Annotated in this window: 20 protein-coding genes; 18 read left to right on the top strand and 2 right to left on the bottom strand. The window is 40.4% G+C overall.

All coding sequences use genetic code 11. The features are described 5' to 3' along the window. Window position 1: 1 nt before the first annotated feature. The gene (leuB, locus tag QQS39_RS13915; RefSeq protein WP_151435759.1) at window positions 2-1093 is read right to left on the bottom strand and encodes a 3-isopropylmalate dehydrogenase; all 1092 of its coding nucleotides are present in this window, start codon (window positions 1091-1093) and stop codon (window positions 2-4) included. Between the two features lie 2 nt (window positions 1094-1095). Next, the gene (gene leuA / locus QQS39_RS13910; RefSeq protein ID WP_285804736.1) at window positions 1096-2655 is read right to left on the bottom strand and encodes a 2-isopropylmalate synthase; all 1560 of its coding nucleotides are present in this window, start codon (window positions 2653-2655) and stop codon (window positions 1096-1098) included. Window positions 2656-3524: 869 nt separating this feature from the next. Here leuA and leuO point away from each other — a divergent pair. From leuO to ftsZ, 18 genes are all read left to right on the top strand, one after another. Next, window positions 3525-4469 carry a transcriptional regulator LeuO gene (gene leuO / locus QQS39_RS13905; protein WP_151435758.1) on the top strand — a complete coding sequence of 315 codons (945 nt, stop codon included), beginning with the start codon at window positions 3525-3527 and terminating at the stop codon, window positions 4467-4469. Between the two features lie 519 nt (window positions 4470-4988). Continuing rightward, window positions 4989-6794, top strand: a complete 1806-nt coding sequence (locus QQS39_RS13900; RefSeq protein WP_285804735.1) for an AMP-dependent synthetase/ligase — start codon at window positions 4989-4991, stop codon at window positions 6792-6794. A gap of 223 nt (window positions 6795-7017) precedes the next feature. Continuing rightward, a complete protein-coding gene (cra, locus tag QQS39_RS13895) occupies window positions 7018-8025 on the top strand; it encodes a catabolite repressor/activator (protein ID WP_075670767.1) in 1008 nt (335 codons plus the stop codon). Window positions 8026-8709: 684 nt separating this feature from the next. Next, complete coding sequence (mraZ, locus tag QQS39_RS13890; RefSeq protein ID WP_151435756.1) at window positions 8710-9168, top strand: division/cell wall cluster transcriptional repressor MraZ; 459 nt, start codon at window positions 8710-8712, stop codon at window positions 9166-9168. Window positions 9169-9171: 3 nt separating this feature from the next. After that, on the top strand, window positions 9172-10119 hold the full coding sequence (gene rsmH / locus QQS39_RS13885) for a 16S rRNA (cytosine(1402)-N(4))-methyltransferase RsmH (protein ID WP_285804734.1): 948 nt from the start codon (window positions 9172-9174) through the stop codon (window positions 10117-10119). Next, complete coding sequence (gene ftsL / locus QQS39_RS13880; RefSeq protein ID WP_151435754.1) at window positions 10120-10437, top strand: cell division protein FtsL; 318 nt, start codon at window positions 10120-10122, stop codon at window positions 10435-10437. An 11-nt stretch (window positions 10438-10448) separates the two neighbouring features. Then, window positions 10449-12245, top strand: a complete 1797-nt coding sequence (ftsI, locus tag QQS39_RS13875) for a peptidoglycan glycosyltransferase FtsI (protein WP_285804733.1) — start codon at window positions 10449-10451, stop codon at window positions 12243-12245. Then, window positions 12232-13719: a UDP-N-acetylmuramoyl-L-alanyl-D-glutamate--2,6-diaminopimelate ligase gene (gene murE / locus QQS39_RS13870; RefSeq protein ID WP_285804732.1), complete on the top strand. Its 1488-nt coding sequence runs from the start codon at window positions 12232-12234 to the stop codon at window positions 13717-13719. Before ftsI ends, murE begins: the two co-directional genes overlap by 14 nt. Continuing rightward, window positions 13716-15098 (top strand): UDP-N-acetylmuramoyl-tripeptide--D-alanyl-D-alanine ligase, encoded by a 1383-nt coding sequence (gene murF / locus QQS39_RS13865; RefSeq protein ID WP_285804731.1) that lies wholly within the window; start codon window positions 13716-13718, stop codon window positions 15096-15098. Before murE ends, murF begins: the two co-directional genes overlap by 4 nt. Beyond that, window positions 15092-16174 (top strand): phospho-N-acetylmuramoyl-pentapeptide-transferase, encoded by a 1083-nt coding sequence (gene mraY, locus QQS39_RS13860; protein ID WP_285804730.1) that lies wholly within the window; start codon window positions 15092-15094, stop codon window positions 16172-16174. Before murF ends, mraY begins: the two co-directional genes overlap by 7 nt. Window position 16175: 1 nt before the next feature. Continuing rightward, the gene (murD, locus tag QQS39_RS13855) at window positions 16176-17486 is read left to right on the top strand and encodes a UDP-N-acetylmuramoyl-L-alanine--D-glutamate ligase (RefSeq protein WP_285804729.1); all 1311 of its coding nucleotides are present in this window, start codon (window positions 16176-16178) and stop codon (window positions 17484-17486) included. Beyond that, window positions 17486-18679, top strand: coding sequence for a cell division protein FtsW (gene ftsW, locus QQS39_RS13850; protein ID WP_151435749.1), 1194 nt, complete (start codon window positions 17486-17488; stop codon window positions 18677-18679). The genes murD and ftsW overlap by 1 nt, the downstream gene beginning before the upstream one ends. Continuing rightward, entirely contained in the window at window positions 18676-19758 is a 1083-nt protein-coding gene (murG, locus tag QQS39_RS13845; RefSeq protein ID WP_196735684.1) for an undecaprenyldiphospho-muramoylpentapeptide beta-N-acetylglucosaminyltransferase, read from the top strand. The genes ftsW and murG overlap by 4 nt, the downstream gene beginning before the upstream one ends. Before the next feature lie 41 nt (window positions 19759-19799). Continuing rightward, a complete protein-coding gene (gene murC / locus QQS39_RS13840) occupies window positions 19800-21263 on the top strand; it encodes a UDP-N-acetylmuramate--L-alanine ligase (protein ID WP_100159118.1) in 1464 nt (487 codons plus the stop codon). Between the two features lie 5 nt (window positions 21264-21268). Continuing rightward, window positions 21269-21625, top strand: a complete 357-nt coding sequence (locus QQS39_RS13835; protein ID WP_151435747.1) for a hypothetical protein — start codon at window positions 21269-21271, stop codon at window positions 21623-21625. Window position 21626: 1 nt separating this feature from the next. Continuing rightward, on the top strand, window positions 21627-22412 hold the full coding sequence (gene ftsQ, locus QQS39_RS13830; protein ID WP_151435746.1) for a cell division protein FtsQ: 786 nt from the start codon (window positions 21627-21629) through the stop codon (window positions 22410-22412). Between the two features lie 45 nt (window positions 22413-22457). Continuing rightward, window positions 22458-23714, top strand: coding sequence for a cell division protein FtsA (gene ftsA / locus QQS39_RS13825; protein WP_098942190.1), 1257 nt, complete (start codon window positions 22458-22460; stop codon window positions 23712-23714). A gap of 70 nt (window positions 23715-23784) precedes the next feature. Further along, a complete protein-coding gene (ftsZ, locus tag QQS39_RS13820) occupies window positions 23785-24951 on the top strand; it encodes a cell division protein FtsZ (protein WP_151435745.1) in 1167 nt (388 codons plus the stop codon). Window positions 24952-25028: the final 77 nt, after the last annotated feature.

Raw genomic sequence — 25028 nt, 5'->3', positions numbered from 1 at the left:
GTTATGCCCCTTCACGAATATACTGAGCGATACGATCACCCATTTCAGCGGTTGTGATTGCGTTACCATCACCCGCGAGATCTGCAGTGCGATAGCCTTTTGCTAATACTTGTGTGATAGCATCTTCAATGGTTTGAGCTGCATTATCTTCATTAAAGCTATAACGTAATAACAGTGCTGCTGACAGAATTTGTGCAATAGGGTTAGCGATGTTTTTACCCGCTATATCAGGAGCGGAGCCTCCAGCAGGTTCATATAAACCAAAGTGTTCTTCGTTAACACTCGCAGAGGGTAACATTCCCATAGAGCCAGTGATCATTGCGCATTCATCAGATAAAATATCGCCAAAAATATTGGAGCACAGCAACACATCAAACTGAGAAGGATCTTTAATTAACTGCATTGTTGCGTTATCAATATACATATGTTGAATTTCAACATCCGGGTATTCTTTTGCGATCTCAGTTACAACTTCACGCCATAAAATAGAGCTTTGTAATACGTTAGCTTTATCAATTGAGGTTACTTTATGACGGCGTTTACGTGCTGATCCAAACGCAAAACGTGCAATACGTTCAATTTCATAACGATGATAAATTTCAGTATCAAAAGCACGCTCTTGCGCGCCTTCACCTTCACGACCTTTAGGTTGACCGAAATAGATACCACCGGTTAATTCGCGCACACATAAAATATCAAAACCACGTTGTGCGATATCCGCGCGTAATGGACAGTAGGCTTCTAAACCTTCATATAAGCGAGCAGGGCGTAAATTGCAGAACAATTTAAAATGCTTACGTAATGGCAATAAAGCCCCACGTTCTGGTTGTTCATTTGCGGGTAAATGTTCCCATTTAGGGCCGCCGACAGAACCAAATAAAATCGCATCAGCTTGTTCACAACCAGCTAAAGTATCTGCGGGTAACGGAGTTCCATGATTATCAATGGCAATGCCACCGATATCGTATTCTTTTGTTGTGATATTGAGTGAGAAACGTTCACTAACTGCCTTCATCACTTTCTGTGCTTGAGCCATGACTTCAGGGCCAATACCATCTCCGGGTAATACTGCAATATGATAATTTTTTGACATAATTAAACCGCTTCTTGTGTTGTATGTTGTTTGCGTTTTTCTATTTCGACTTGCTCTGAGCGCCAAATGCTATTAATAACGTGGATCATGGCATTTGCTGATGAACCTACGATGTCAGTTTCTAAACCCATTCCATGAAATTTACGTCCTTGATATTCAACAACAATATCAACTTGCCCTAAGGCGTCTCGACCTTCACCTTTAGCAGTTAATTGGTAAGTGACTAATTTCAATGGATAACCTGTTGCGCGAGAGATGGCTTGATAAACCGCATCGACAGGACCATTACCAGTTGCTGCTTCAGTAATTTCTTTATTACCATGAGTGATGCTGACACTCGCGGTAGCAACGGTTGATGAACCAGATTGAGTATTAAAATAATTCATTACAAACTCATCAGGCTCTTGTTGCTGTTGCCCCATAAATGCTAAAGCTTCTAAATCATAATCAAAGACTTGGCCTTTTTTATCTGCCAAACGTAAGAAGGCAGAATATAAATTATCCAAGTTGTAATCTGTTTCACGATATCCCATCTCTTCCATGCGATGTTTAACTGCGGCACGACCAGAGCGAGAAGTTAAATTCAGTTGTACTTCTTTTAATCCGATAGATTCTGGCGTCATGATTTCGTAGGTTTCGCGGTTCTTCAAAACGCCATCTTGGTGAATACCCGATGAATGCGCGAATGCATTGGAGCCAACAACAGATTTATTAGCATGAATTGGCGTATTACATAATTGGCTGACTAATTGACTGGTACGATAAATTTCTTTGTGATTAATCCGTGTCTGAACATTCATCATTTGCTCACGGACTTTTATCGCCATAATGACTTCTTCTAATGCGCAGTTACCAGCACGTTCGCCTAAGCCATTAATTGTTCCTTCTACTTGTCTTGCACCTGCTTGTACTGCGGTAATTGAGTTAGCAACAGCCATGCCCAAATCGTCATGACAGTGAACAGAAATAATGGCTTTATCAATATTGGGAACACGCTCAAATAAGTTGGTGATAATTCCACCAAATTGATAAGGTGTTGTATAACCTACGGTATCTGGAATATTAATGGTGGTTGCACCCGCATTAATTGCACTTTCAACAATTCGACATAAATTATCGATATGAGTACGCCCTGCATCTTCACAAGAAAATTCCACATCATCGGTATAGCGACGAGCGCGTTTTATTGAGTTCACGCCCATTTCAATAATATCTTCGAACGATTTTTTTAATTTATGTTCAGCATGCAATGCTGAGGTTGCCAAGAATACGTGGATACGAAAAGCTTCTGCGACTTTTAACGATTCCGCCGCAACATCAATATCGTTATCAACGCAGCGCGCTAATGCACAAATACGGCTATTTTTGATTTCTCGTGCAATGGTTTGCACAGATTCAAAATCACCAGGGGAAGAAACAGGAAAGCCCGCTTCAATGATATCCACACCTAAACGCTCTAAAGCGTAAGCAATTTGTAACTTCTCTTTTACGCTTAAGCTCGCCTGCAATGCTTGTTCACCATCTCTCAATGTGGTATCAAAAATAATCACGTCATTGCTCATAATCTGTTCCTTTCTCTTTTTATTTGCTGTTTGCGCTCTCCCAGGTATAAAAAAACCCGCGACTAGCGCGGGTTTTCTCTCTAAGGGCAGGTGTGTTTCACTTTTTACCCATAAGCCGACCGCGCATCAAAGTTGCGAGTAGTAGTAGGCTTGATAGTAAAATTGCGTTCAACATGAAACATCCTTAGATAAGTTCTCAATAATCTGTATTTATTGATACCTAATACCAATAAAGATGTCAAGTGTTGGAATTTATTAATTCATTTCCCAGTGTTATTTATAAATTTTTCATAGTGATTCTGACTAATATCTAAATTTTTACTAATGATTATAACTATCAAGCATTCATTGATTAGGTTAATGTTCCATACGTTGTTTGAAAAAGAGTGAAATGAAAAATTAAACAATTGTTTGCTTTTTTTTTAATCAGCCAGTTGATAGGGAAAAAAGAGGGAGTTAGGGGAGGAATAATTGATAAAAGTGAGCAACGTTTTGAATGTAAGAATAAAAATCATTGTATTATAAAAGATAATAGATATCGGATACCTATTTTAGGAATGAAAGTACATTATTTTATTATGATTTTTATCATACTTTGTTTTATTATTTGCAAGGCAGAAGGTAAAACAGGTTGTAATATATATTGATATAATCATTTTCTATACATGTAATTTTAATATAAAAATTCATTCCTTATATGAAATATGTTTTTTTATTGATATGAAACTTATGTGTTTAGTTATATACATGGATGATGAATAATAAATTTTAATAAATAGTTTAAGTGATAGTTGAAGCTTATTTATTATTAATAATATCTTAGTTAATAATATTTATTTGGCTATTATGATAACATAGTGGAGTAAGAAATGACGGATTACACATCAGCAACAGTTACCAGCAGAGAATCAGCAGATATGCATTTACGTAATGTTGATCTTAATTTATTAACGGTATTTGATGCTGTTATGCAAATGCAAAATGTTACCCGTGCTGCACAAGTACTGGGCATGTCACAACCCGCAGTAAGTAATGCTGTATCTCGCCTTAAAGTTATGTTTAATGACGAATTATTTGTTCGCTATGGACGCGGTATTCAACCGACATTAAGAGCTAAACAACTTTTTGGTCCAGTAAGACAAGCCTTACAATTAGTTCATAACGAGCTTCCAGGAGCCGGATTTGAACCAGAGCAAAGTGAGCGTATATTTAATTTATCTATTTGTAGCCCTCTAGATATAAGACTAGCACCAAAAATAGTTGAACAAATTAAAAATGAAACACCTAATATTAACGTTAATATTAAGTCTTATTTAAATAGCAATATAGAACACCAATTAAAATATCAAGAAGTTGAGTTCTTTATTAGTTATAAGGAATTTGAAAAGGCTGAATTTCATTCACAACCACTATTTAATGACGAAGTTGTTTTGGTCGTTTCTAATAAACATCCTCGTATTAAAGAGAGTGTGACCCAAGAAATGTTATTAAATGAGCAACATTCTATTGTTTCTTTAGATGATATTGGTTCATTTAGTGCGCCTTATTATAAAGATACTCAGTTGGAAGATTTAATCACTTATCAAGGAACCGATTTAAATAGTGTATTAAATATTGTCTCCAGAACTTATTTGGTCGCTATTGCACCAAAATGGTTAGTTGAAAGTTATTCTGAGCAATTAGGTATTAAAGCAGTGTCGTTACCTTGGGAAAAAACAGAGCGCCCATGTTACTTGATTTGGCATGAGTCAACAGCGCGAGATAAAGGTCATTTATGGATGAAAAATTTATTAAGTGAAGTTTGTCAAAAATAGAGTGTTTTTGCTCATAATTAGTATTTATTGCTAATTATGCAGAAATAGTGGCAGATAACGTTAGCTATTCGGCTAATGACCAAAATGGCGTTTATGCGGTTAGGTAAACTCAATTGGATTGCTGTCACTATTTTTGCCCTTTCTTTGTAATAATAGCTCTTATTCATATTATACCGTGTTGAACCTATTTTTTTTCAATAATACCCCTCTGTTTATATTGTCACTGATTGAGTTATAATGCTTACCTATTGTTATTTATCATCTTTTTCTTTCGGCTTTCCATAGAAAATAAGATCGTAATATTTAGTTTTCTCACTGTAATGAGATAGTCTTTTTTGGCAAAACTTCTCATAACTCACAATTTTACAAATTTATGTAAAATTGGATTCCTTTATTTTGGCGGATCACTTAGACTTTTATTTAAGTCAGCGAACAAGTGTAAGCTGAAATTGTAAGAGAGACATTTTCTTCATTTCGATTTCATAACACGGTCGCTTTTCCATAAATAGCAGGAAAATTATGATAGCTAATAATAATCTTAATGATTATCATATAATTAGAAGATTGCAGATGCAGTTTTTGCATTGCGGAAATAAAATTGCTTATCGCCAGTGGGATGCTAAGTGCAATATCGAAATGTCTTGGGAGGTGGTTGAAAAGAAAACACGCGCACTCTCAAATGCATTGTTAGAAATGGGTGTGGATGTTCAAGAAAACATTGGGATCTTTTCTCAAAATACCATTGATTGGTCTTTAGCTGATATTGCTTCTTTGCAGCTACGTGCAGTAACTGTTCCTCTTTATGCAACAAGTAGTGTTGAACAAGCCGCTTACATTTTAAATGATGCGAATATTCGCATTCTTTTTATTGGTGACCAAAAGCAATACGATATTGTTTCTGAATTATTAGCGTTATGTCCTCAGCTTGAACATATTATTGTGTTTAACTCCGATGTTGTGTTAAACGAAAATCTACCTTCATGCTATCTGGAAAATTTAATTAACCAGTCAACATTTCAGCATGATGATGAGTTAAAACAGCGTATTAATGAATGCAATTTAGATGATCTGTTTACTCTGATTTATACATCAGGAACTACAGGCGAGCCTAAAGGCGTTATGCTTGACTATACCAGTTTGGCATCACAACTTTATCTACATGATGAGCGTCTCTCATTATCTGATAAAGATGTTTCGCTCTGTTTCTTACCTCTTTCTCACGTTTTTGAACGCGCGTGGAGCTTCTATGTGATGCACACTGGCGCGGTTAACGTGTATTTAACAGACACTCATGCTGTCAGAGAGGCAATGAGTGCGGTTAAACCTACGGTGATGTGTGCCGTTCCTCGCTTTTATGAAAAAGTGTATAGCGCCATTCAAGATAAAGTATCTCAAGCTTCCGTGTTTCGTAAATTTATCTTTAAATGGGCGATAAAGCAGGGTGAAAAACAGCGTGAAGCACAACTGAATCAGCGCCAACAGGGCTTTATTTCCCGCTTATGCTATCGTTTTGCAGATAAAAAAGTGTTAAGTCCAGTGCGTCAAATTTTAGGTGGGCGAGTTCGCTTTTTACCCGCGGCAGGCGCTCGTTTAGATGATGCTGTGATCCGCTTCTTCTTGGCAGCCGGTATTAATATTAAATATGGCTATGGTATGACAGAAACCTGTGCCACTGTTTCGTGCTGGGAAGAGAACAAATATAAATTAGGCTCTATTGGTACTCCATTGCCGGGCATCGAAGTGCGTATTGGTGCAGAAAACGAAATCCAAGTACGTGGCAGCATTGTTATGAAAGGATATTTTAATAAGCCTGAAGATACAGCCGCTGCCTTTACAGAAGATGGATGGTTACGCACTGGAGATGCAGGTGCTCTTGATAGTGATGGCATGTTATTTATCACGGAACGTTTAAAAGATTTAATGAAAACGTCAAATGGTAAATACATTGCACCACAAATGATTGAAGGAACATTAGGGCAAGACCGTTTTATTGAGCATATTGCGGTGATCGCAGATACCCGTAAATTTGTTTCGGCACTTATCGTACCTTGCTTTGATGCATTAGAAGAACATGCCCGTGCATTAAATCTAAAATATCAAGATCGTATAGAATTATTACGCCACACTAAAATTAAAGAGCTATTTGATGAACGTTTACACGAAATGCAAAAAAACTTTGCAAGTTTTCATCGAGTTAAGCGCTTTACTCTTCTTGCTGAAGGCTTTTCAATGGAATCGGGTGAATTAACACCAACATTGAAACTTCGCCGTAAAATTATTTTTGAACGCTATCGAAATGAAATCGAATTAATGTATCAAGATTAATTTTAATTGATGAAAAAGCACCTAAATGGTGCTTTTTTCTTTTGAAATTACTTATTGATAGATAATAATGATTGAAATAATTGATAAAAGACATAAACGGAAACGTTGACGCATACGGTTTTATCAGTAAATTGTGTTAAAATGCAAACTCAGATCAGCATGATGACTGAAATTCATAGCAATATGTAATAAATAACACATTTAATAATTAAAAGAGGCTAATGTGAAACTGGATGAAATCGCCCGCTTGGCTGGTGTTTCACGAACAACAGCAAGTTATGTCATTAATGGTAAAGCGAAACAGTACCGTGTAAGTGACAAGACTGTTGAAAAAGTGATGGCGGTGGTCAGAGAGCATAATTACCACCCGAACGCTGTTGCCGCGGGATTACGTGCTGGTCGTACACGTTCTATTGGTTTGGTTATTCCTGATTTGGAAAATACCAGTTACACCAGGATCGCAAATTACCTTGAGCGACAAGCGCGTCAACGCGGTTATCAATTACTGATTGCCTGTTCAGAAGACCAACCAGACAACGAAATTCGTTGTGTGGAGCACTTACTGCAACGTCAAGTTGATGCCATTATTGTTTCAACAGCATTGCCACCAGAGCATCCTTTCTATCAGCGTTGGGCGAATCGCTCATTACCGATTATTGCGTTAGACCGAGCATTAGAAAGCGAACATTTTATCAGTGTTGTTGGCGATGACTTAGAAGATGCCAAAATGCTGGCAACAGAATTAAAAGCATTCCCTTCGCAATCTGTACTCTATTTAGGCGCACTTCCTGAACTCTCTGTGAGTTTTTTACGTGAACAAGGTTTCCGTAATGTATGGAAAGATGATCCTAGAGAAGTCACCTACCTATATGCAAATAGCTATGAACGAGAAGCTGCTGCGGCTGCTTTTTCTGAATGGTTAAATAACAATCCAATGCCTGATGCGTTATTCACAACCTCTTTTGCTTTATTACAAGGGGTTATGGATGTGACATTACAACGCAGTGGGCGTTTGCCAACACAATTGGTCATTGCAACTTTTGGTGATCATGAGTTATTGGATTTCCTTGAATGCCCTGTTTTATCTGTCGCTCAACGACATCGTGATATTGCCGAACGTGTGTTAGAACTTGTTCTTGCAAGTCTTGAAGAAGAACAAAAACCACAAGCAGGAATTACACGTATTCGTCGTGATTTATGTCGTCGAGGCAGTTTAGGACGTGCGCGTTAATTGATGCCGCTCTGTTAGTAATTATCTGCATTTATACCTATCCCTGTTTTATTAAATTAAAACGGGGATGTTTTATTTGATTTAAGAATGTCGAATTGCTTAGAGAATATTAAATTTGAGATTAATCTTAAGCCTTTTTTTACTATTTTTCTCATTTTACTAAGTTCGTAGATTAAATTTTGGCATATCCATAAGTGATATTGCTTAAATTTAATGAGTTATTAATTTTATTTTGGGAAAGTTAAGAAAAAAATAAATAACTATCTTCATGATATTGAATTATTTTTTTTCGTCTTACTGTTTTTGTTTATATAAAAACAACCTCAAATTATTATGTTGGCCAAAGGCAAATGAACTGCAATAAATTAGTTTTTTATAATAAAAATCATGATTTACTTATTATGATTTCTTTATCTGGTTTTCTCCCTTGTAATCGCTATAAATAATTACTTTTCGTGATTAAAAATAGAATTTGAAAAATAACCTCTATTAATCATGGTGTTAATATTCCCTTTTTTCTTTTTGTCGATAATTTAAACATTCCGGTGTTCTTATCAAATTACTGTAAATATAAATAAAGCTTCCTATATCTGGCTTGACAACGTTTTCATACCATCCGTAAACTCTATTTGTGGGGATTTGTGGGATAATGTGGTGTAAATTACAGAGCTGGGGGTAATGAGGATGTTTCGTGGAGCAACTCTCGTTAATCTTGACAGCAAAGGGCGAATAACAATTCCTTCCCGTTATCGAACAACGCTGAATGAGATTTCTGAAGGTCAAATGGTTTGTACCATTGATCTCAATCAGCCATGTTTATTGCTTTATACCCTTCCAGAATGGGAAAAAATTGAGTTAAAATTAGCGGCTTTGTCCTCCATGAACCCTGCGGAACGTCGAGTTCAACGTCTGTTATTAGGTCACGCCAGCGAATGCCAAATGGATAGCGCAGGACGTCTTTTGTTAGCTAGCACGCTAAGACAGCATGCGGGGCTAACAAAAGAGGTCATGTTAGTCGGTCAATTCAATAAATTTGAATTGTGGGATGAACAGGTCTGGTACAAACAGATCGAAAAAGACATTGTAGCCGAGCAAACCTCACAGGAACCGTTATCGACACGACTATTGGATTTATCACTTTAAATAATGACAACGAATAATTTTAGTCATACCAGTGTATTACTGGATGAAGCAGTGAATGGCCTGAATATTAAACCTTCAGGTATCTATATCGACGGAACATTTGGTCGTGGGGGGCACTCCCGTCTAATTTTATCGCAATTGGGTGAACAAGGTCGCTTGATTGCGATAGACAGAGATCCACAAGCCATAGCCGTTGCTAATGAAATTGATGATGCTCGATTTTCTATTGTCCATGGACCTTTTTCAAATATTGAACAGTATGTGCAGGAGCTTGACTTAGCTGGGAAGATTGACGGTGTATTACTGGATTTAGGTGTTTCTTCTCCTCAACTTGATGATCCTGAACGTGGTTTCTCATTTATGCGTGATGGACCGCTTGATATGCGTATGGACCCTACATCAGGGCAATCAGCCGCACAATGGCTGATGACAGCAGCAGAAGACGACATCACATGGGTATTGAAAACCTTTGGTGAAGAACGTTTTGCTAAACGTATTGCTCGCGCCATTGTTGCACGTAACAAAACAGAAGAGCCTTTGACTCGCACTAAACAATTGGCTGATTTAATTAGCGATGCAAGCCCAGTAAAAGAGCGACATAAACATCCAGCAACACGCAGTTTTCAGGCAATTCGCATCTATATTAATAGCGAATTAGATGAAATTGAAAAAGCATTAAAAGGTGCGGTTTCTGTTTTAGCCCCTGAAGGACGTTTATCAGTGATTAGTTTCCATTCATTGGAAGACAGATTAGTGAAGCGTTTTATTCGAGATGAAAGCAAAGGACCTGTTGTCCCTGCGGGAATTCCTCTCACAGAAACGCAAATAAAAGAGTTAGGAAGCGCTCGCTTATCGAGTATTCACAAGATGAAACCGACAGGCGTAGAAGTTGAAGAAAATCCACGGGCGCGAAGCTCTGTATTACGTGTAGCACAACGTATTGAGGAATAAATGTCTACTGAACGACACTCACTACCGGGAGTTATAGGGCAGGATTTACTGCGTCATGGCAAATTACCTGTGTGTTTATTGATTGCTGTGATTATTTCTGCGGTGTATGTCGTCACTACAGCACATAAGACACGTTTATTAACAGCAGAGAAAGAGCGTTTAGTGCTGGAGAAAAACGTATTGGAGATCGAATGGCGCAATCTCATTCTTGAAGAAAACGCGCTGGCTGACCATAGCCGAGTAGAGCGTTTTTCAAGTGATGGTTTGGGAATGATCCATGTTGACCCAACAAAAGAGAACATCGTGGTAACTAAATAATTAAGGCAAGTATGAAATTTTCACGTTCGGCAAAAGCGAAAGCAAAGACAAAGTCAAATGCCAAACTACGCAAGCCTGAAGAAAAAACAGGATTTGTGAGTTGGCGTTTTGCGTTGCTTTGCGGTGGTATTGGTATCGCTTTAGCCGCGCTATTAATCCGTGTTGCCTATTTACAGATTATTAATCCTGATCCCCTTATTCGTGAGGGGGATATGCGTTCTCTACGTGTGCAAAAAGTACCAACAGCAAGAGGCATGATCAGCGATAGAATGGGCAGACCTCTTGCCGTTAGCGTGCCAGTTTTCGCCATTTGGGCTGATCCTAAAGTTGTATTAGATGCTAAGCCCGATATGACGGACTCTCGTTGGTTAGCACTTGCTGATGCACTGAAAATGCCAGTGAATCAAATTGAGCAAAAAATTGTTGCAACGCCTTCTGCTCGTTTTATCTATTTGGCTCGCCAAGTGAATCCTGAAATTAGTGATTATATTAATAAATTAAAAATCACTGGGATTAACATGCGTCAGGAATCAAAACGCTATTATCCATCAGGAGAAGTGACTGCTCACATCATTGGTGTAACCAATATTGATGGTGATGGTATTGAAGGTGTTGAAAAAAGCTTTAACCAGTGGCTGACAGGTGCGCCCGGTGAGCGCGTTGTTCGTAAAGATGGTTTTAACCGTGTTATCGAGAATATCGCTCAAACAGACAGCCAAGCCGCTCATAACCTGATGTTAAGTATCGATGAACGTTTGCAATCTGTAGTTTATCGCGAATTAACCAATGCGGTTATTAAGAATAAAGCAGAGTCAGGAACCGCTGTTTTAGTTGATGTTAATACCGGTGAAGTGCTGGCGATGGCTAATAGCCCATCGTACAACCCAAATAATTTAACGGGTACACCTAAAGATGCGATGCGTAATCGTGCTATTACCGATATTTTTGAACCGGGTTCTACCGTAAAACCGATGGTTGTGATGAGTGCGCTTCACAATCATATTATTCAAGAAAATAGTGTTATTAATACTGTTCCTTATCGTATTAGCGGGCATCAGATAAAAGATGTGGCGTTATATCATGAGCTTTCGATAACAGGAATATTACAGAAATCGAGTAACGTTGGTGTTTCAAGACTGGCGTTAGCGATGCCTGCATCTGAACTTGTGGATGTTTATTCACGATTTGGATTCGGGAAGCCAACTAACTTGGGGCTAGTTGGTGAAAGTAGTGGCATATTTCCAATAAAAAAACAACGGTGGTCCGATCTTGAAAGGGCCACCTTCTCTTTCGGATATGGGCTAATGGTAACGCCGTTACAGTTAGCGCGTGTCTACGCAACGATTGGTAGTTTTGGTATTTACCGTCCTCTTTCTATTACCAAAGTTGATCCTCCTGTACCGGGAACTCGTGTATTCCCTGAACCTGTGATGAAAACCGTCGTTCATATGATGGAAAGCGTTGCATTACCCGGTGGTGGTGGTGTGAGCGCGGCGATTAAAGGTTATCGTGTTGCGATTAAAACAGGGACAGCGAAGAAAGTAGGGCCAGACGGAAAATATATCAGTCAATATATCTCTTATGCGGCGGGTGTTGCACCTGCAAGCCGTCCTCGCTTTGCATTGGTTGTGATAATCAATGAACCTAAAGCGGGTAAGTACTATGGGGGCGCAGTATCCGCACCGGTGTTTGGCGCCATTATGGGCGCAGTTTTACGCACAATGAACGTAGAACCTGATGCATTGACGCCAGACGATAAAAATGAATTTGTAATTAAAAAAGAAGAGGATACAAGTGGCCGATCCTAACTTAAGTGACCTATTAGGGGCGCTCGGGATACAAGCACCGTCATTGATGCTCAAAGACATGACACTTGACAGCCGAAAAGCAGCGAGTGGTGATCTTTTTATCGCTATTAAAGGTCATGAAACTGATGGTAGACGCTATATTCCTCAAGCGATTGCTCAAGGTGTTTCGGCGGTATTAGCGGAAGCACAAGATGTTGCAACGCATGGTGAAATCCGTGAAAGCCACGGTATTCCAGTTATTTATATTGATAATCTTAATGCAGAGTTATCAAAGTTAGCAGGGCATTTTTATCATCAACCTGCAGAAAAACTGAAACTGATTGGCGTTACTGGAACTAATGGAAAAACGACAACAACACAATTGTTAGCACAGTGGGCGCAAGGTTTAGGTGAAACAAGTGCTGTGATGGGAACAGTAGGTAACGGGCTTTTAGGTCATGTTGTTCCTGCGATGAACACCACAGGATCTGCGGTTGATATTCAATTAGAGTTACAGCAGTTATTAAATCAAGGCGCGACATTAACGGCTATGGAAGTTTCTTCCCATGGTTTAGTTCAAGGTCGAGTGAGTGCATTGCCTTTTGTCGCGAGTGTCTTTACCAATTTAAGCCGTGATCATCTTGATTACCATGGTGATATGGCTCATTACGAAGAAGCAAAATGGTTACTGTTTTCCACTCATTGTAGTGGTGAAAAAATCATCAATGCAGATGATGCTGTTGGTCAAAAATGGTTATCTCGTTTGCCTGACGCTGTTGCCGTAACAATGGAAAATAAATTGCCACAAAATTGGCAAGGTCGTTTTGTTAAAACAACCCAGATTAATTATCATGATGCGGGAGCAACCATTCACTTTAGTTCTAGCTGGGGTGAAGGTGAAATTGAAAGCCCATTAATGGGCGCATTTAATGTCAGCAATCTTTTATGCGCTTTAGCGACATTATTAGCACTTGAATATCCATTAGATGCAGTTATTAAAGCGTCATCTTCACTCACACCAGTTTGTGGTCGAATGGAAGTGTTTAGTGCGGATAATCGTCCTACGGTTATTGTCGATTATGCTCATACTCCAGATGCATTAGAGAAAGCACTACAAGCTGCTCGTTTACACTGCACAGGTAAACTGTGGTGTGTATTTGGTTGTGGTGGAGATAGAGACAAAGGTAAGCGCCCACTAATGGGAGCAGTTGCAGAAGAGCTGGCTGATAAAGTTGTTATCACTGATGACAATCCTCGTAGTGAAGAGCCTCAAGCGATTATCCAAGATATTCTTTCGGGTTTAATGGATCCTGGCCGTGCGATTGCTATTGAAGGTCGTGCTGAAGCGGTTACTAACGTGATAATGCAAGCAGATAGCAATGATATGATTTTGGTCGCAGGTAAAGGGCATGAAGATTATCAATTGGTTGGTTCGCGTCGTCTTGATTATTCAGACAGATTAACCGTTGCTCGGTTATTGGGGGTGATAGCATGATCCCTCTATCCTTAGAAACTATTGCACAAGTCACTCATGGTACGTTGAGCCACATTGCGCAAAGTCAAGCTAATCAGTTAACGATTAAAGCCATTTCGACAGATAGCCGTAAAATTGATGAACATTGCCTGTTTATTGCATTAGCGGGTGAACGTTTTGATGCACATGATTTTATTGCTGATGTAAAAGAAAAAGGCGCTGTTGCAGTTTTAGTTAGTCGTGAAATCGAAGTTGATTGTCCACAAATTATTGTGAAAGATACCCATCTAGCAATGGGTGAAATTGCAGCACATATTCGTTCGCTAAGCCACGCCAAGATTGTTGCGCTGACAGGCTCTTCCGGAAAAACTTCCGTTAAAGAGATGACGGCTTCTATTTTGCGTCACTGTGGTGAAACCCTCTATACCCATGGCAATTTAAATAACGATATTGGCGTGCCTTTAACGCTGTTTCGTTTAACGCCTGAACACCGTTTTGCAGTTATTGAATTAGGTGCAAACCATATCGGTGAAATCGCCTATACCGTCAATATGGTAAAACCAGATAGTGCATTGGTAAATAACCTCTTTTCTGCACACATTGAAGGCTTCGGCTCGCTGGAAGGTATTGCTCAGGCAAAAGGTGAAATCTTTACTCATTTAAAAGAGCAAGGTACAGCTATTATTAATCTTGATAGTAATGACTTACCTCTGTGGCAACATCATCTAAATGCGCGCCAAACACAATGGTCGTTCTCTTTATCAGCACAACGTAACGCAGATTTTTATCCTACCGAGATAGCTGTTAAGCAATTCATCACAAATTTCACCTTACATACACCAGAAGGTTGTGTTGAAGTCACTCTACCATTACCGGGTCGTCATAATATTGCGAATGCTTTAGCGGCAAGTGCTCTTGCGTTATCTGCTGGGGCGACGCTTGAAGATATTCGCCTTGGTTTATCGACATTAAAAGCAGTACCGGGAAGATTGTATCCTATTGAATTAACTTCCGGGAAAATGGTGTTAGATGACACTTACAATGCGAACGATGGCTCCATGATTGCGGGTTTGCAAGTGCTCTCTCAATTACCGGGATACAAAATTTTTGTTGCAGGGGATATGGCTGAATTAGGTAAAGATTCAGAAAAATGTCACCGCGATGTTGGTCGTTTTGCTCACAGTGCAGGTATTGATAGTGTCTTTACTGTTGGGCATCACAGCCATTTTATTAGTGATGAAAATCAAGGTGGTCAGCATTTTGCCTTTAAAGCCGACTTACTTGCCCAATTAATTCCATTATTACAGCAGCATGATGTTGTTTCAGTTTTAGTAAAAGGTTCACGAAGCTCCGCGATGGAAGATATCGTGAACGCATTAAAGGAGTGCTTTGAATGTTAGTTTGGCTAGCCGAATATTTGGTTAAATACCATACATTTTTTAATGTGTTTTCTTATCTGACATTCAGGGCGATTGTTGGTTTATTGACGGCATTAATTATTGCTTTGTGGATGGGGCCTCATCTCATCGCATGGTTGCAAAAAATGCAAATTGGGCAAGTGGTTCGTAATGAAGGCCCTGAATCGCACTTTAGTAAACGTGGTACACCAACAATGGGCGGGATTATGATCCTGTTCTCTATCTCCATCTCTACACTGTTATGGGCAAGATTAGATAATCCTTATGTTTGGTGTGTATTGCTGGTTTTAATTGGTTATGGCGTGATTGGTTTTGTTGATGATTATCGCAAAGTTGTTCGTAAAGATACCAAAGGATTAATTGCTCGCTGGAAATATTTTTGGCAGTCCGTACTCGCCCTTGTTGTAGCGTTTAGTATGTACGCCATTGGTAAAGATACGCCTGCAACACAGTTAGTTGTGCCATTCTTTAAAGATGTCATGCCTCAATTGGGTATGCTGTATATCTTACTGGCTTATTTCGTCATTGTTGGAACAAGTAACGCAGTTAACTTAACCGATGGCTTAGATGGTTTAGCGATTATGCCAACCGTTTTTGTTGCCGCAGGTTTTGCATTAGTTGCATGGGCGACAGGTAACGTTAATTTTGCCAGTTACTTAAAAATTCCTTACTTGATGCATGCGGGTGAATTAGTGATTGTCTGTACCGCTATCGTTGGTGCGGGCTTAGGTTTCCTTTGGTTTAATACTTATCCGGCTCAAGTTTTTATGGGCGATGTAGGCTCTCTTGCATTAGGTGGCGCATTAGGGACGATTGCGGTGTTATTACGCCAAGAATTCTTATTAGTTATTATGGGTGGTGTTTTTGTTGTTGAAACACTTTCCGTAATTTTACAAGTCGGCTCATTTAAGTTGCGTGGTCAACGTATTTTCCGTATGGCTCCAATTCATCACCATTATGAATTAAAAGGCTGGCCTGAACCTCGTGTTATTGTCCGTTTCTGGATCATCTCACTGATGTTAGTGCTTATTGGTCTGGCGACATTAAAGGTACGTTAAGATGGCAAATTATCAGGGAAAAAAAGTGGTTGTTGTAGGGCTTGGAATAACAGGCCTTTCTTGCGTTGACTTTTTTATCCGCCAAGGTGTTACACCTAAGGTTATTGATACACGCCAAAAACCAGGAGGCTTAGATAAGCTTCCTACTAACGTTGAATATCATACAGGTAGTTTCCATCAAGCATGGCTTAACGATGCTGATTTAATTGTCTCAAGCCCGGGGATTGCCCTTTCGACGCCAGAGCTTGTTGAAGCTATCAATCATGGTGTTGAAATTGTTGGTGATATCGAACTGTTTTGCCGTGAAGCCAAAGCGCCTATTGTAGCGATTACTGGCTCTAACGGTAAAAGCACAGTGACAACGCTGGTCGGTGAAATGGCTCGCGCGGATGATATTCGCGTTGGCGTCGGTGGCAATATCGGTGTTCCAGCGCTGACCTTATTAACCGAGCCTCATGATTTATACGTATTAGAGCTATCGAGCTTTCAACTAGAAACGACTTATAGCTTACAAGCTGCCGCTGCAACGGTATTAAATATTAGCGAAGATCATATGAATCGCTATCCGTTAGGATTAGAGCAATATCGTGAAGCAAAACTGCGTATTTACGATAATGCTAAAACCTGCGTGTATAACGAGGATGATGCATTAACGTTACCTTTACTGGGTAAAGATAATCGTTGTGTGAGTTTTGGTGTCGGACAAGGTGATTATCAGCTTGATAACACAAATCGCATTTTAAAAGTGAAAGGTGAAAAAGTTCTTTCAACGGCTGAAATGTACCTTTCAGGGCAGCATAACTATACCAATGCATTAGCGGCGTTAGCACTTGCTGATGCAGTGGGTATTTCTCGTAAAGCTGCAACCGAGGTACTGAAAACGTATCACGGTCTTGCTCACCGCTTTCAATTAGTTTATTCGCATCAAAATGTACGTTGGATCAATGACTCGAAGGCCACCAATGTGGGAAGCACTGAAGCGGCATTACGAGGACTCGAAGTTGAAGGCACACTACATCTTTTATTAGGCGGTGATGGGAAGTCTGCTGACTTCACTTCTTTATTGCCTTATATCAGCGGTGACAATATCCGTCTGTACTGTTTTGGGCAAGATGGACAAGCATTGGCAAATCTACGACCAGATGTCTCTTTATTAACAGTGACAATGGAAGAAGCCATGCGAGCCTTAGCTCCTACTGTAAAATCAGGGGATATGGTGTTGCTTTCTCCTGCATGTGCAAGCTTAGATCAGTTTAAATGTTTTGAGCAGCGTGGTGATGAATTTGCACGTTTAGCAAGGGAGCTTGGCTGATGAGCGTATTCGCAATGCGAAGATTAAAACAGTGGCTAGTGGGCAGTTATCAAACTGAGAATACGGCATTTGTGCCGTATGATCGCACCTTGCTCTGGTTTACTTTCGGATTAGCGGTTGTCGGCTTTGTTATGGTGACATCAGCGTCAATGCCTGTTGGTCAACGTCTGGCAGAAGATCCGTTCTTATTTGCTAAACGTGATGGCATCTATATCCTTGTCGCATTTTGTATTGCGTTAGTCACCATGCGTATCCCAATGGCAGTTTGGCAACGTTATAGCAGCTTAATGCTGTTCGGCTCGATACTCCTTTTATTGGTGGTATTAGGGGTAGGGAGTTCAGTTAATGGTGCTTCACGCTGGATTGCTGTGGGGCCATTAAATTTCCAGCCTGCTGAATTATCAAAACTTGCGCTGTTTTGTTATTTATCGAGCTATTTAGTCCGAAAAGTTGAAGAAGTGCGCAATAACTTTTGGGGTTTCTGTAAGCCGATGGGCGTGATGTTAGTACTGGCTGTTTTATTGTTATTACAACCAGACTTAGGAACTGTTGTGGTTTTATTCGTAACAACATTAGCACTGTTATTTTTAGCGGGTGCTAAAATTTGGCAGTTCTTAGCCATTATCGGTTCAGGAATTGCCGCTGTTGTTATGTTGATTATCGTTGAACCTTACCGTGTTCGACGTATTACTTCTTTCTTAGAACCTTGGGAAGATCCATTTGGTAGCGGTTATCAGCTTACACAATCTCTAATGGCATTTGGTCGTGGTGATTTACTTGGACAAGGTTTAGGAAACTCAGTACAAAAACTAGAATATTTGCCAGAGGCACATACCGACTTTATTTTCTCCATTTTAGCTGAAGAACTTGGTTATATCGGTGTGGTTTTGGTGCTTTTAATGGTATTCTTCATCGCTTTTCGCGCGATGCAAATTGGACGACGTGCGCTGATCCTCGAACAACGTTTTTCAGGCTTTTTAGCTTGCTCTATCGGGATTTGGTTTACATTCCAATCATTGGTGAATGTAGGCGCTGCAGCAGGCATGTTGCCAACAAAGGGATTAACCCTTCCTCTTATTAGTTACGGTGGTTCGAGTTTGATTATTATGTCAACTGCCATCGTGATGTTATTACGAATTGATTATGAAACACGTCTAGCACAAGCTCAGGCGTTTGTAAGGAGCCCGAAATGAGCGAGCGTAGACGCCGTTTAATGGTTATGGCTGGTGGTACTGGGGGGCATGTATTCCCAGGATTAGCTGTTGCTCATTATCTACAATCTCAAGGTTGGGAAATCCGATGGTTAGGAACGGCAGATAGAATGGAAGCCGATTTAGTTCCTAAGCACGGTATCGAAATTGAATTTATTCGTATCTCAGGTTTACGTGGTAAAGGTATTAAAGCGTTAATTGCAGCACCTATTCGTATTATTAAAGCGATTTTCCAAGCTCGCGCCATTATGAAGCGCTATCAGCCAGATGCTGTACTTGGTATGGGTGGGTATGTTTCAGGTCCCGGTGGTGTCGCTGCTTGGATGTGTGGAATACCCGTTATTTTGCATGAGCAAAATGGTATCGCAGGATTAACCAATCGCTGGTTATCGAAAATTGCGAAACGTGTATTACAGGCTTTTCCGGGGGCATTCCCAAAAGCACCTGTTGTGGGGAATCCTGTTCGTGAAGATGTTTTGGCACTTGAAGCACCTTCAGTACGATTAAAAGAGAGAACAGGACCTGTTCGAGTACTGATTATTGGTGGTAGCCAAGGTGCTAGAATTTTAAATCACACCTTACCCGTAGTTGCCGGTTTACTCGGTGAGCATGTTACAATCTGGCATCAAGCAGGAAAAGGTGGCGAAAGTGATACAAAAACACGCTATCAGAACGAATTAGCAAAAAATTCAGTTAAATCTGAATATAAAGTTACTGAATTTATTGATGATATAGCGCAAGCTTACCAATGGGCTGATGTTGTTGTGTGTCGTTCTGGTGCATTAACGGTCAGCGAAATTGCCGCAGCGGGATTACCCGCTATTTTTGTTCCTTTCCAGCACAAAGATAGACAGCAATATTGGAATGCACTGCCGTTAGAAAAAGCGGGCGCAGCGCGGATTATTGAGCAAAAAGATTTAACTCCAGAAGTCATTGCACAAACCCTGAAAAATTGGGATAGAGAAACCTTGTTAGCGATGGCAGAGAAAGCAAAAAGTGTTGCGATTACGGATGCTACAGAGCGCGTAGCGAATGTGATAATCGAAGTAGCAAAAAAATAAACGTAACTTGTAACCATTAACTTAGAGTGAAGAAGTAAATAGTGAATACACAACAACTGGCAAAATTAAGATCGTTTGTGCCTGAAATGAGAAAAGTTAAGCATATTCACTTTATCGGCATCGGTGGTGCGGGTATGGGGGGAATTGCCGAAGTGCTGGCTAACGAGGGTTATGAAATCAGCGGTTCTGATTTAGCACCAAACGTAGTCACACAACAGCTCGTTGCCTTAGGCGCAACAGTCTATTTTAATCATCGCCCTGAAAATATTCGTGGCGCAAGTGTTGTTGTGGTTTCGACAGCAATCAGTGCTGAAAATCCAGAGATTATTGCAGCAAGAGAAGCGCGTATCCCAGTTATTCGTCGTGCTGAAATGTTGGCTGAATTGATGCGTTATCGTCATGGTGTCGCGATTGCGGGTACTCATGGCAAAACGACAACCACAGCGATGATTTCAAATATTTATGCGCAAGCGGGTTTAGATCCTACTTTTGTTAATGGGGGGCTTGTTAAATCGGCTGGCACTCATGCTCGCTTAGGTTGCAGTCGTTATTTAATTGCTGAAGCTGATGAGAGCGATGCGTCGTTTTTACATTTACAACCTATGGTTGCGGTCGTTACGAATATCGAAGCAGACCATATGGACACATATCACGGTAATTTTGACAATCTAAAAGAGACGTTTATTACCTTTTTGCACAATTTACCATTCTATGGTCGTGCAGTGATGTGTCTGGATGACGATGTCATTCGTTCGATTATTCCTAAAGTGGGTCGTTATATTACGACTTATGGCTTTAGTGAAGATGCTGATGTTCGTATTACGCATTATGAACAAAAAGGCGCTCAAGGCTTTTTCACTATTTCTCGTGAAGGCATGCCAGATTTACAAGTGGTATTAAATGCGCCCGGTCGCCATAACGCATTGAATGCAACAGCTGCGGTTGCTGTCGCTACAGAAGAAGGCATTGCTGACGAACATATTTTAGCGGCATTACTTAACTTCCAAGGTACCGGACGTCGTTTTGATTTCTTAGGTAACTACGGTCTTGAGCATGTTAATGGCCAAGAAGGTGAGGTAATGCTAGTGGATGATTATGGTCATCATCCAACAGAAGTTGATGCAACGATTAAAGCAGCGAGAGCAGGATGGCCAGATAAACGTCTAGTGATGATTTTCCAACCTCATCGCTATACACGTACTCGTGATTTATATGAAGACTTTGCCACTGTTCTCAATCAGGTTGATATTTTATTATTAACAGATGTTTATTCTGCTGGGGAAGCGCCTATTGCAGGTGCCGATAGTCGCTCACTTTGTCGAACAATTCGCCAACGTGGGAAGCTAGATCCTATCTGGGTTTCTGATGTGACTAATATTTCATCAATATTGGCAGGTGTATTAACAGATAATGATCTTGTTTTAGTTCAAGGTGCTGGAAATATTGGTAAAATAGCGCGTCGCTTAGCAGATACGAAATTACAGCCATCTTTCAGCGAGGATTAAGACGGATGTTTGAGCAAGTGAACATCATTTATGGTGAAATGGTCAATAAAATAACTGTAATGATGGCGTGTTATGAGGAAAATAACACTGTATTAGCGAAAAAAATGATCGAGAATTCGCTTGCTCAAATCTGTATTGAGAAAAAATTTCAGTTAAAAAGTAAGAAAAACGCAGAAAAATTCGCAATTTCTTCTTTTAAAGTAAATAATTCTCAACAGATTGAACAATTTAGTGATTTAATTATCAAACCTAAAAGTGTTCATAAAGTATATATATGTAGGAAAAATATTAATCGCTGGAATATCGGACAAAAGGATGGGCGATTCTCTTATTTAAACGTTGCTGAGGAGTTAGTGGGTTAATATGTCACAAGCAGCGCTAAATATAAAAGAACACAAAGAGAAGCAACATTCTGACAGACCGAGTAATGGTACTTATTTATCAGGATTGATCTTTTTCTTATGTGTGATTGCCACCATCATTTGGGGTGGAATACAAGTGGTTAACTGGATGAAAGACGCAAATCGTCTGCCAATCTCAAAACTTGTATTAACAGGTGAGCGACATTACACAACGAATGATGACGTGCGTCAGGCCATTTTATCTTTAGGACAGCCGGGCACATTTATGACACAGGATGTGAATATCATTCAGCAACAAATTGAACGCATGCCATGGATTAGGCAAGTCACTGTGCGTAAACAGTGGCCTGATGAACTTAAAATCCATCTGGTAGAGTATGTTCCCTTTACCCGTTGGAATGATACTTACTTTCTTGATAAAGAAGGGCGTATTTTCAGTCTGCCAACGCAGTTGGAAACCAAAGGAAGTTATCCTTTGTTATATGGTCCTCAAGGAAGCGAAAAAATGGTGTTGTCAGGTTATGTGGCAATGAGAGATCAGCTTCTTGCGAGTAACCTGAATTTAAAAGCAGCGTCAATGTCTGCCCGTCAAGGATGGCAATTAGTTTTAGACAATGATGTCCGATTGGAGTTAGGTCGTAAGGATAACGAAAAACGGATCGCTCGCTTTATTGAGTTGTATCCGATACTGCAACAACAAACAGATAAACGGGTTGATTACGTGGATCTGCGTTATGACAGTGGTGGTGCAGTCGGGTGGGCTCCTTTATTACTTGAGAATGAATAAACAAGACGTGGCAGATGACACGATGAAGGCGAAGGCAGAACAATAATGATCAAAGCGACGGACAGAAAATTAGTAGTTGGTCTTGAGATTGGTACGGCCAAAGTAGCCACCCTTGTCGGTGAGATCCTGCCTGATGGTGTAGTAAATATTATCGGGGTGGGGAGTTGTCCATCTCGGGGCATGGATAAAGGTGGCGTTAATGATCTCGAATCCGTCGTAAAATGCGTGCAACGGGCGGTAGATCAGGCTGAGTTGATGGCTGACTGTCAAATATCTTCAGTATATTTGGCGTTATCAGGCAAGCATATCAGTTGCCAAAATGAGATTGGTATGGTGCCAATTTCAGAAGAAGAAGTGACTCAAGATGATGTTGATAGCGTGGTTCATACCGCGAAATCCGTCAAAGTAAAAGATGAACACCGTGTTTTACACGTTATACCGCAAGAGTATGCCATTGATTATCAAGAAGGGATCAAAAACCCAGTTGGATTATCGGGCGTGCGTATGCAGGCTAAAGTTCATTTGATTACCTGCCATAACGACATGGCAAAGAATATTGTAAAAGCAGTTGAACGCTGTGGGTTAAAAGTGGATCAACTGATTTTTGCGGGACTGGCTTCAAGTTTCGCTGTATTAACAGAAGATGAACGTGAACTAGGTGTGTGTGTTGTTGATATTGGTGGCGGTACAATGGATATCGCTATTTATACCGGTGGAGCATTAAGACATACCCGCGTTATTCCTTATGCAGGCAATGTTGTAACCAGTGATATCGCCTACGCGTTTGGCACTCCGCCAAATGATGCTGAAGCTATCAAAGTTCGCCATGGTTGTGCATTAGGATCTTTAGTTGGTAAAGATGAAAATGTCGAAGTTCCAAGCGTCGGAGGTAGACCACCAAGAAGTCTGCAACGACAAACTCTTGCTGAGGTGATTGAGCCTCGTTATACCGAATTGCTCAATCTTGTTAATGAAGAGATTTTAAAAGTTCAAGAACAGTTACGCCAGCAAGGGATTAAGCATCATTTAGCCGCAGGTATCGTGCTAACAGGTGGTGCTGCACAGATTGATGGACTTGTTGAATGTGCTCAACGTGTTTTCCACACGCAAGTACGGATCGGTAAACCGTTAAATATTACCGGGCTAACAGATTATGCGCAGGATCCTTACTACTCAACAGCGGTTGGGCTCTTGCATTACGGTAAAGAATCTCACTTTGGTGAGGAAACTGAAACCGAGAAACGCTCTGCTGTCGGTGGTTTATTTAAGAAACTCACTGGCTGGCTAAAAAGAGAGTTTTAATAATCAGACAAATTTAAAAAGAGGTCGTTTGAGCAAGCGGCCCTGAGAAGGCACAAAACGGAGAGAAATTATGTTTGAACCTATGGAATTAACCAACGATGCGGTGATCAAAGTCATCGGCGTTGGTGGCGGCGGCGGTAATGCGGTTGAGCACATGGTTCGTGAACGTATTGAAGGCGTAGATTTCTTTGCAGTCAATACGGATGCTCAAGCGCTACGTAAAACAGCGGTCGGACAGACTATCCAAATTGGTAATGCCATTACGAAAGGCTTAGGTGCAGGTGCAAATCCTGAAGTAGGCCGTAATGCAGCAGAGGAAGACCGCGAAGGATTACGCGCAGCACTTGAAGGTGCTGATATGGTCTTTATCGCCGCAGGTATGGGCGGTGGTACGGGTACTGGTGCTGCGCCTGTTGTTGCAGAAGTGGCTAAAGAATTAGGTATTTTGACCGTTGCTGTAGTGACTAAGCCTTTTAATTTTGAAGGCAAAAAACGTATGGCATTTGCGGAACAAGGTATTACTGAGTTATCAAAACATGTTGACTCATTAATCACTATTCCAAATGACAAGTTATTAAAAGTACTTGGTCGTGGAATTTCATTATTAGATGCGTTCGGCGCAGCCAATGATGTATTAAAAGGCGCAGTTCAAGGTATCGCTGAGCTAATCACTCGCCCAGGTTTAATGAACGTAGACTTTGCTGACGTAAGAACTGTAATGTCTGAAATGGGTTATGCCATGATGGGCTCTGGTGCTGCGAAAGGCGAAGATCGTGCTGAAGAAGCCGCAGAAATGGCGATTTCAAGTCCATTATTGGAAGATATTGACCTATCTGGCGCGCGTGGTGTGTTAGTCAACATCACTGCAGGTTTTGACTTACGTCTTGATGAATTTGAAACAGTGGGTAATACCATTCGTGCATTTGCATCAGATAATGCGACTGTGGTTATCGGTACATCCCTTGACCCAGAAATGAATGATGAATTGCGTGTGACTGTGGTTGCAACAGGTATTGGTATGGACAAACGTCCAGAAATTACGCTGGTAACTAATAAACAGAATCAGCAAAGCGCAATGGAGAATCGTTACCAGCAAATGCAAAATAGCATGTCTTCTTTCTCTACCGTAGAAGAAAGCAAGCCTGCGGCAAAAGCTGTTAACGAACAATCTACTCAGGCGAACAAAGAACCGGATTATTTAGATATCCCTGCGTTCCTGAGAAAACAGGCTGATTAATCGCCAAAAAGATTGGCATCTCCGCTTTTTGTGCTAAACTGTCCTGCCAATTATAAGTATAATGATTGGTAGGACGG

The sequence above is a fragment of the Proteus appendicitidis genome (assembly GCF_030271835.1).
GTDB lineage: Bacteria > Pseudomonadota > Gammaproteobacteria > Enterobacterales > Enterobacteriaceae > Proteus > Proteus appendicitidis.
This window is presented reverse-complemented; position numbering and strand designations above follow the sequence as displayed.

Excerpts from the sequence above, each read along its gene's own strand:
- leuA (WP_285804736.1), bottom strand. The coding sequence starts at position 2,655 with ATGAGCAATGACGTGATTATTTTTGATACCACATTGAGAGATGGTGAA.
- murD (WP_285804729.1), top strand. The coding sequence starts at position 16,176 with ATGGCAAATTATCAGGGAAAAAAAGTGGTTGTTGTAGGGCTTGGAATA.
- ftsL (WP_151435754.1), top strand. The coding sequence starts at position 10,120 with ATGTCTACTGAACGACACTCACTACCGGGAGTTATAGGGCAGGATTTA.
- ftsA (WP_098942190.1), top strand. The coding sequence starts at position 22,458 with ATGATCAAAGCGACGGACAGAAAATTAGTAGTTGGTCTTGAGATTGGT.
- ftsI (WP_285804733.1), top strand. The coding sequence starts at position 10,449 with ATGAAATTTTCACGTTCGGCAAAAGCGAAAGCAAAGACAAAGTCAAAT.
- murF (WP_285804731.1), top strand. The coding sequence starts at position 13,716 with ATGATCCCTCTATCCTTAGAAACTATTGCACAAGTCACTCATGGTACG.
- ftsW (WP_151435749.1), top strand. The coding sequence starts at position 17,486 with ATGAGCGTATTCGCAATGCGAAGATTAAAACAGTGGCTAGTGGGCAGT.
- mraZ (WP_151435756.1), top strand. The coding sequence starts at position 8,710 with ATGTTTCGTGGAGCAACTCTCGTTAATCTTGACAGCAAAGGGCGAATA.
- murG (WP_196735684.1), top strand. The coding sequence starts at position 18,676 with ATGAGCGAGCGTAGACGCCGTTTAATGGTTATGGCTGGTGGTACTGGG.
- mraY (WP_285804730.1), top strand. The coding sequence starts at position 15,092 with ATGTTAGTTTGGCTAGCCGAATATTTGGTTAAATACCATACATTTTTT.
- rsmH (WP_285804734.1), top strand. The coding sequence starts at position 9,172 with ATGACAACGAATAATTTTAGTCATACCAGTGTATTACTGGATGAAGCA.
- leuB (WP_151435759.1), bottom strand. The coding sequence starts at position 1,093 with ATGTCAAAAAATTATCATATTGCAGTATTACCCGGAGATGGTATTGGC.
- QQS39_RS13835 (WP_151435747.1), top strand. The coding sequence starts at position 21,269 with ATGTTTGAGCAAGTGAACATCATTTATGGTGAAATGGTCAATAAAATA.
- leuO (WP_151435758.1), top strand. The coding sequence starts at position 3,525 with ATGACGGATTACACATCAGCAACAGTTACCAGCAGAGAATCAGCAGAT.
- ftsZ (WP_151435745.1), top strand. The coding sequence starts at position 23,785 with ATGTTTGAACCTATGGAATTAACCAACGATGCGGTGATCAAAGTCATC.
- QQS39_RS13900 (WP_285804735.1), top strand. The coding sequence starts at position 4,989 with ATGATAGCTAATAATAATCTTAATGATTATCATATAATTAGAAGATTG.
- ftsQ (WP_151435746.1), top strand. The coding sequence starts at position 21,627 with ATGTCACAAGCAGCGCTAAATATAAAAGAACACAAAGAGAAGCAACAT.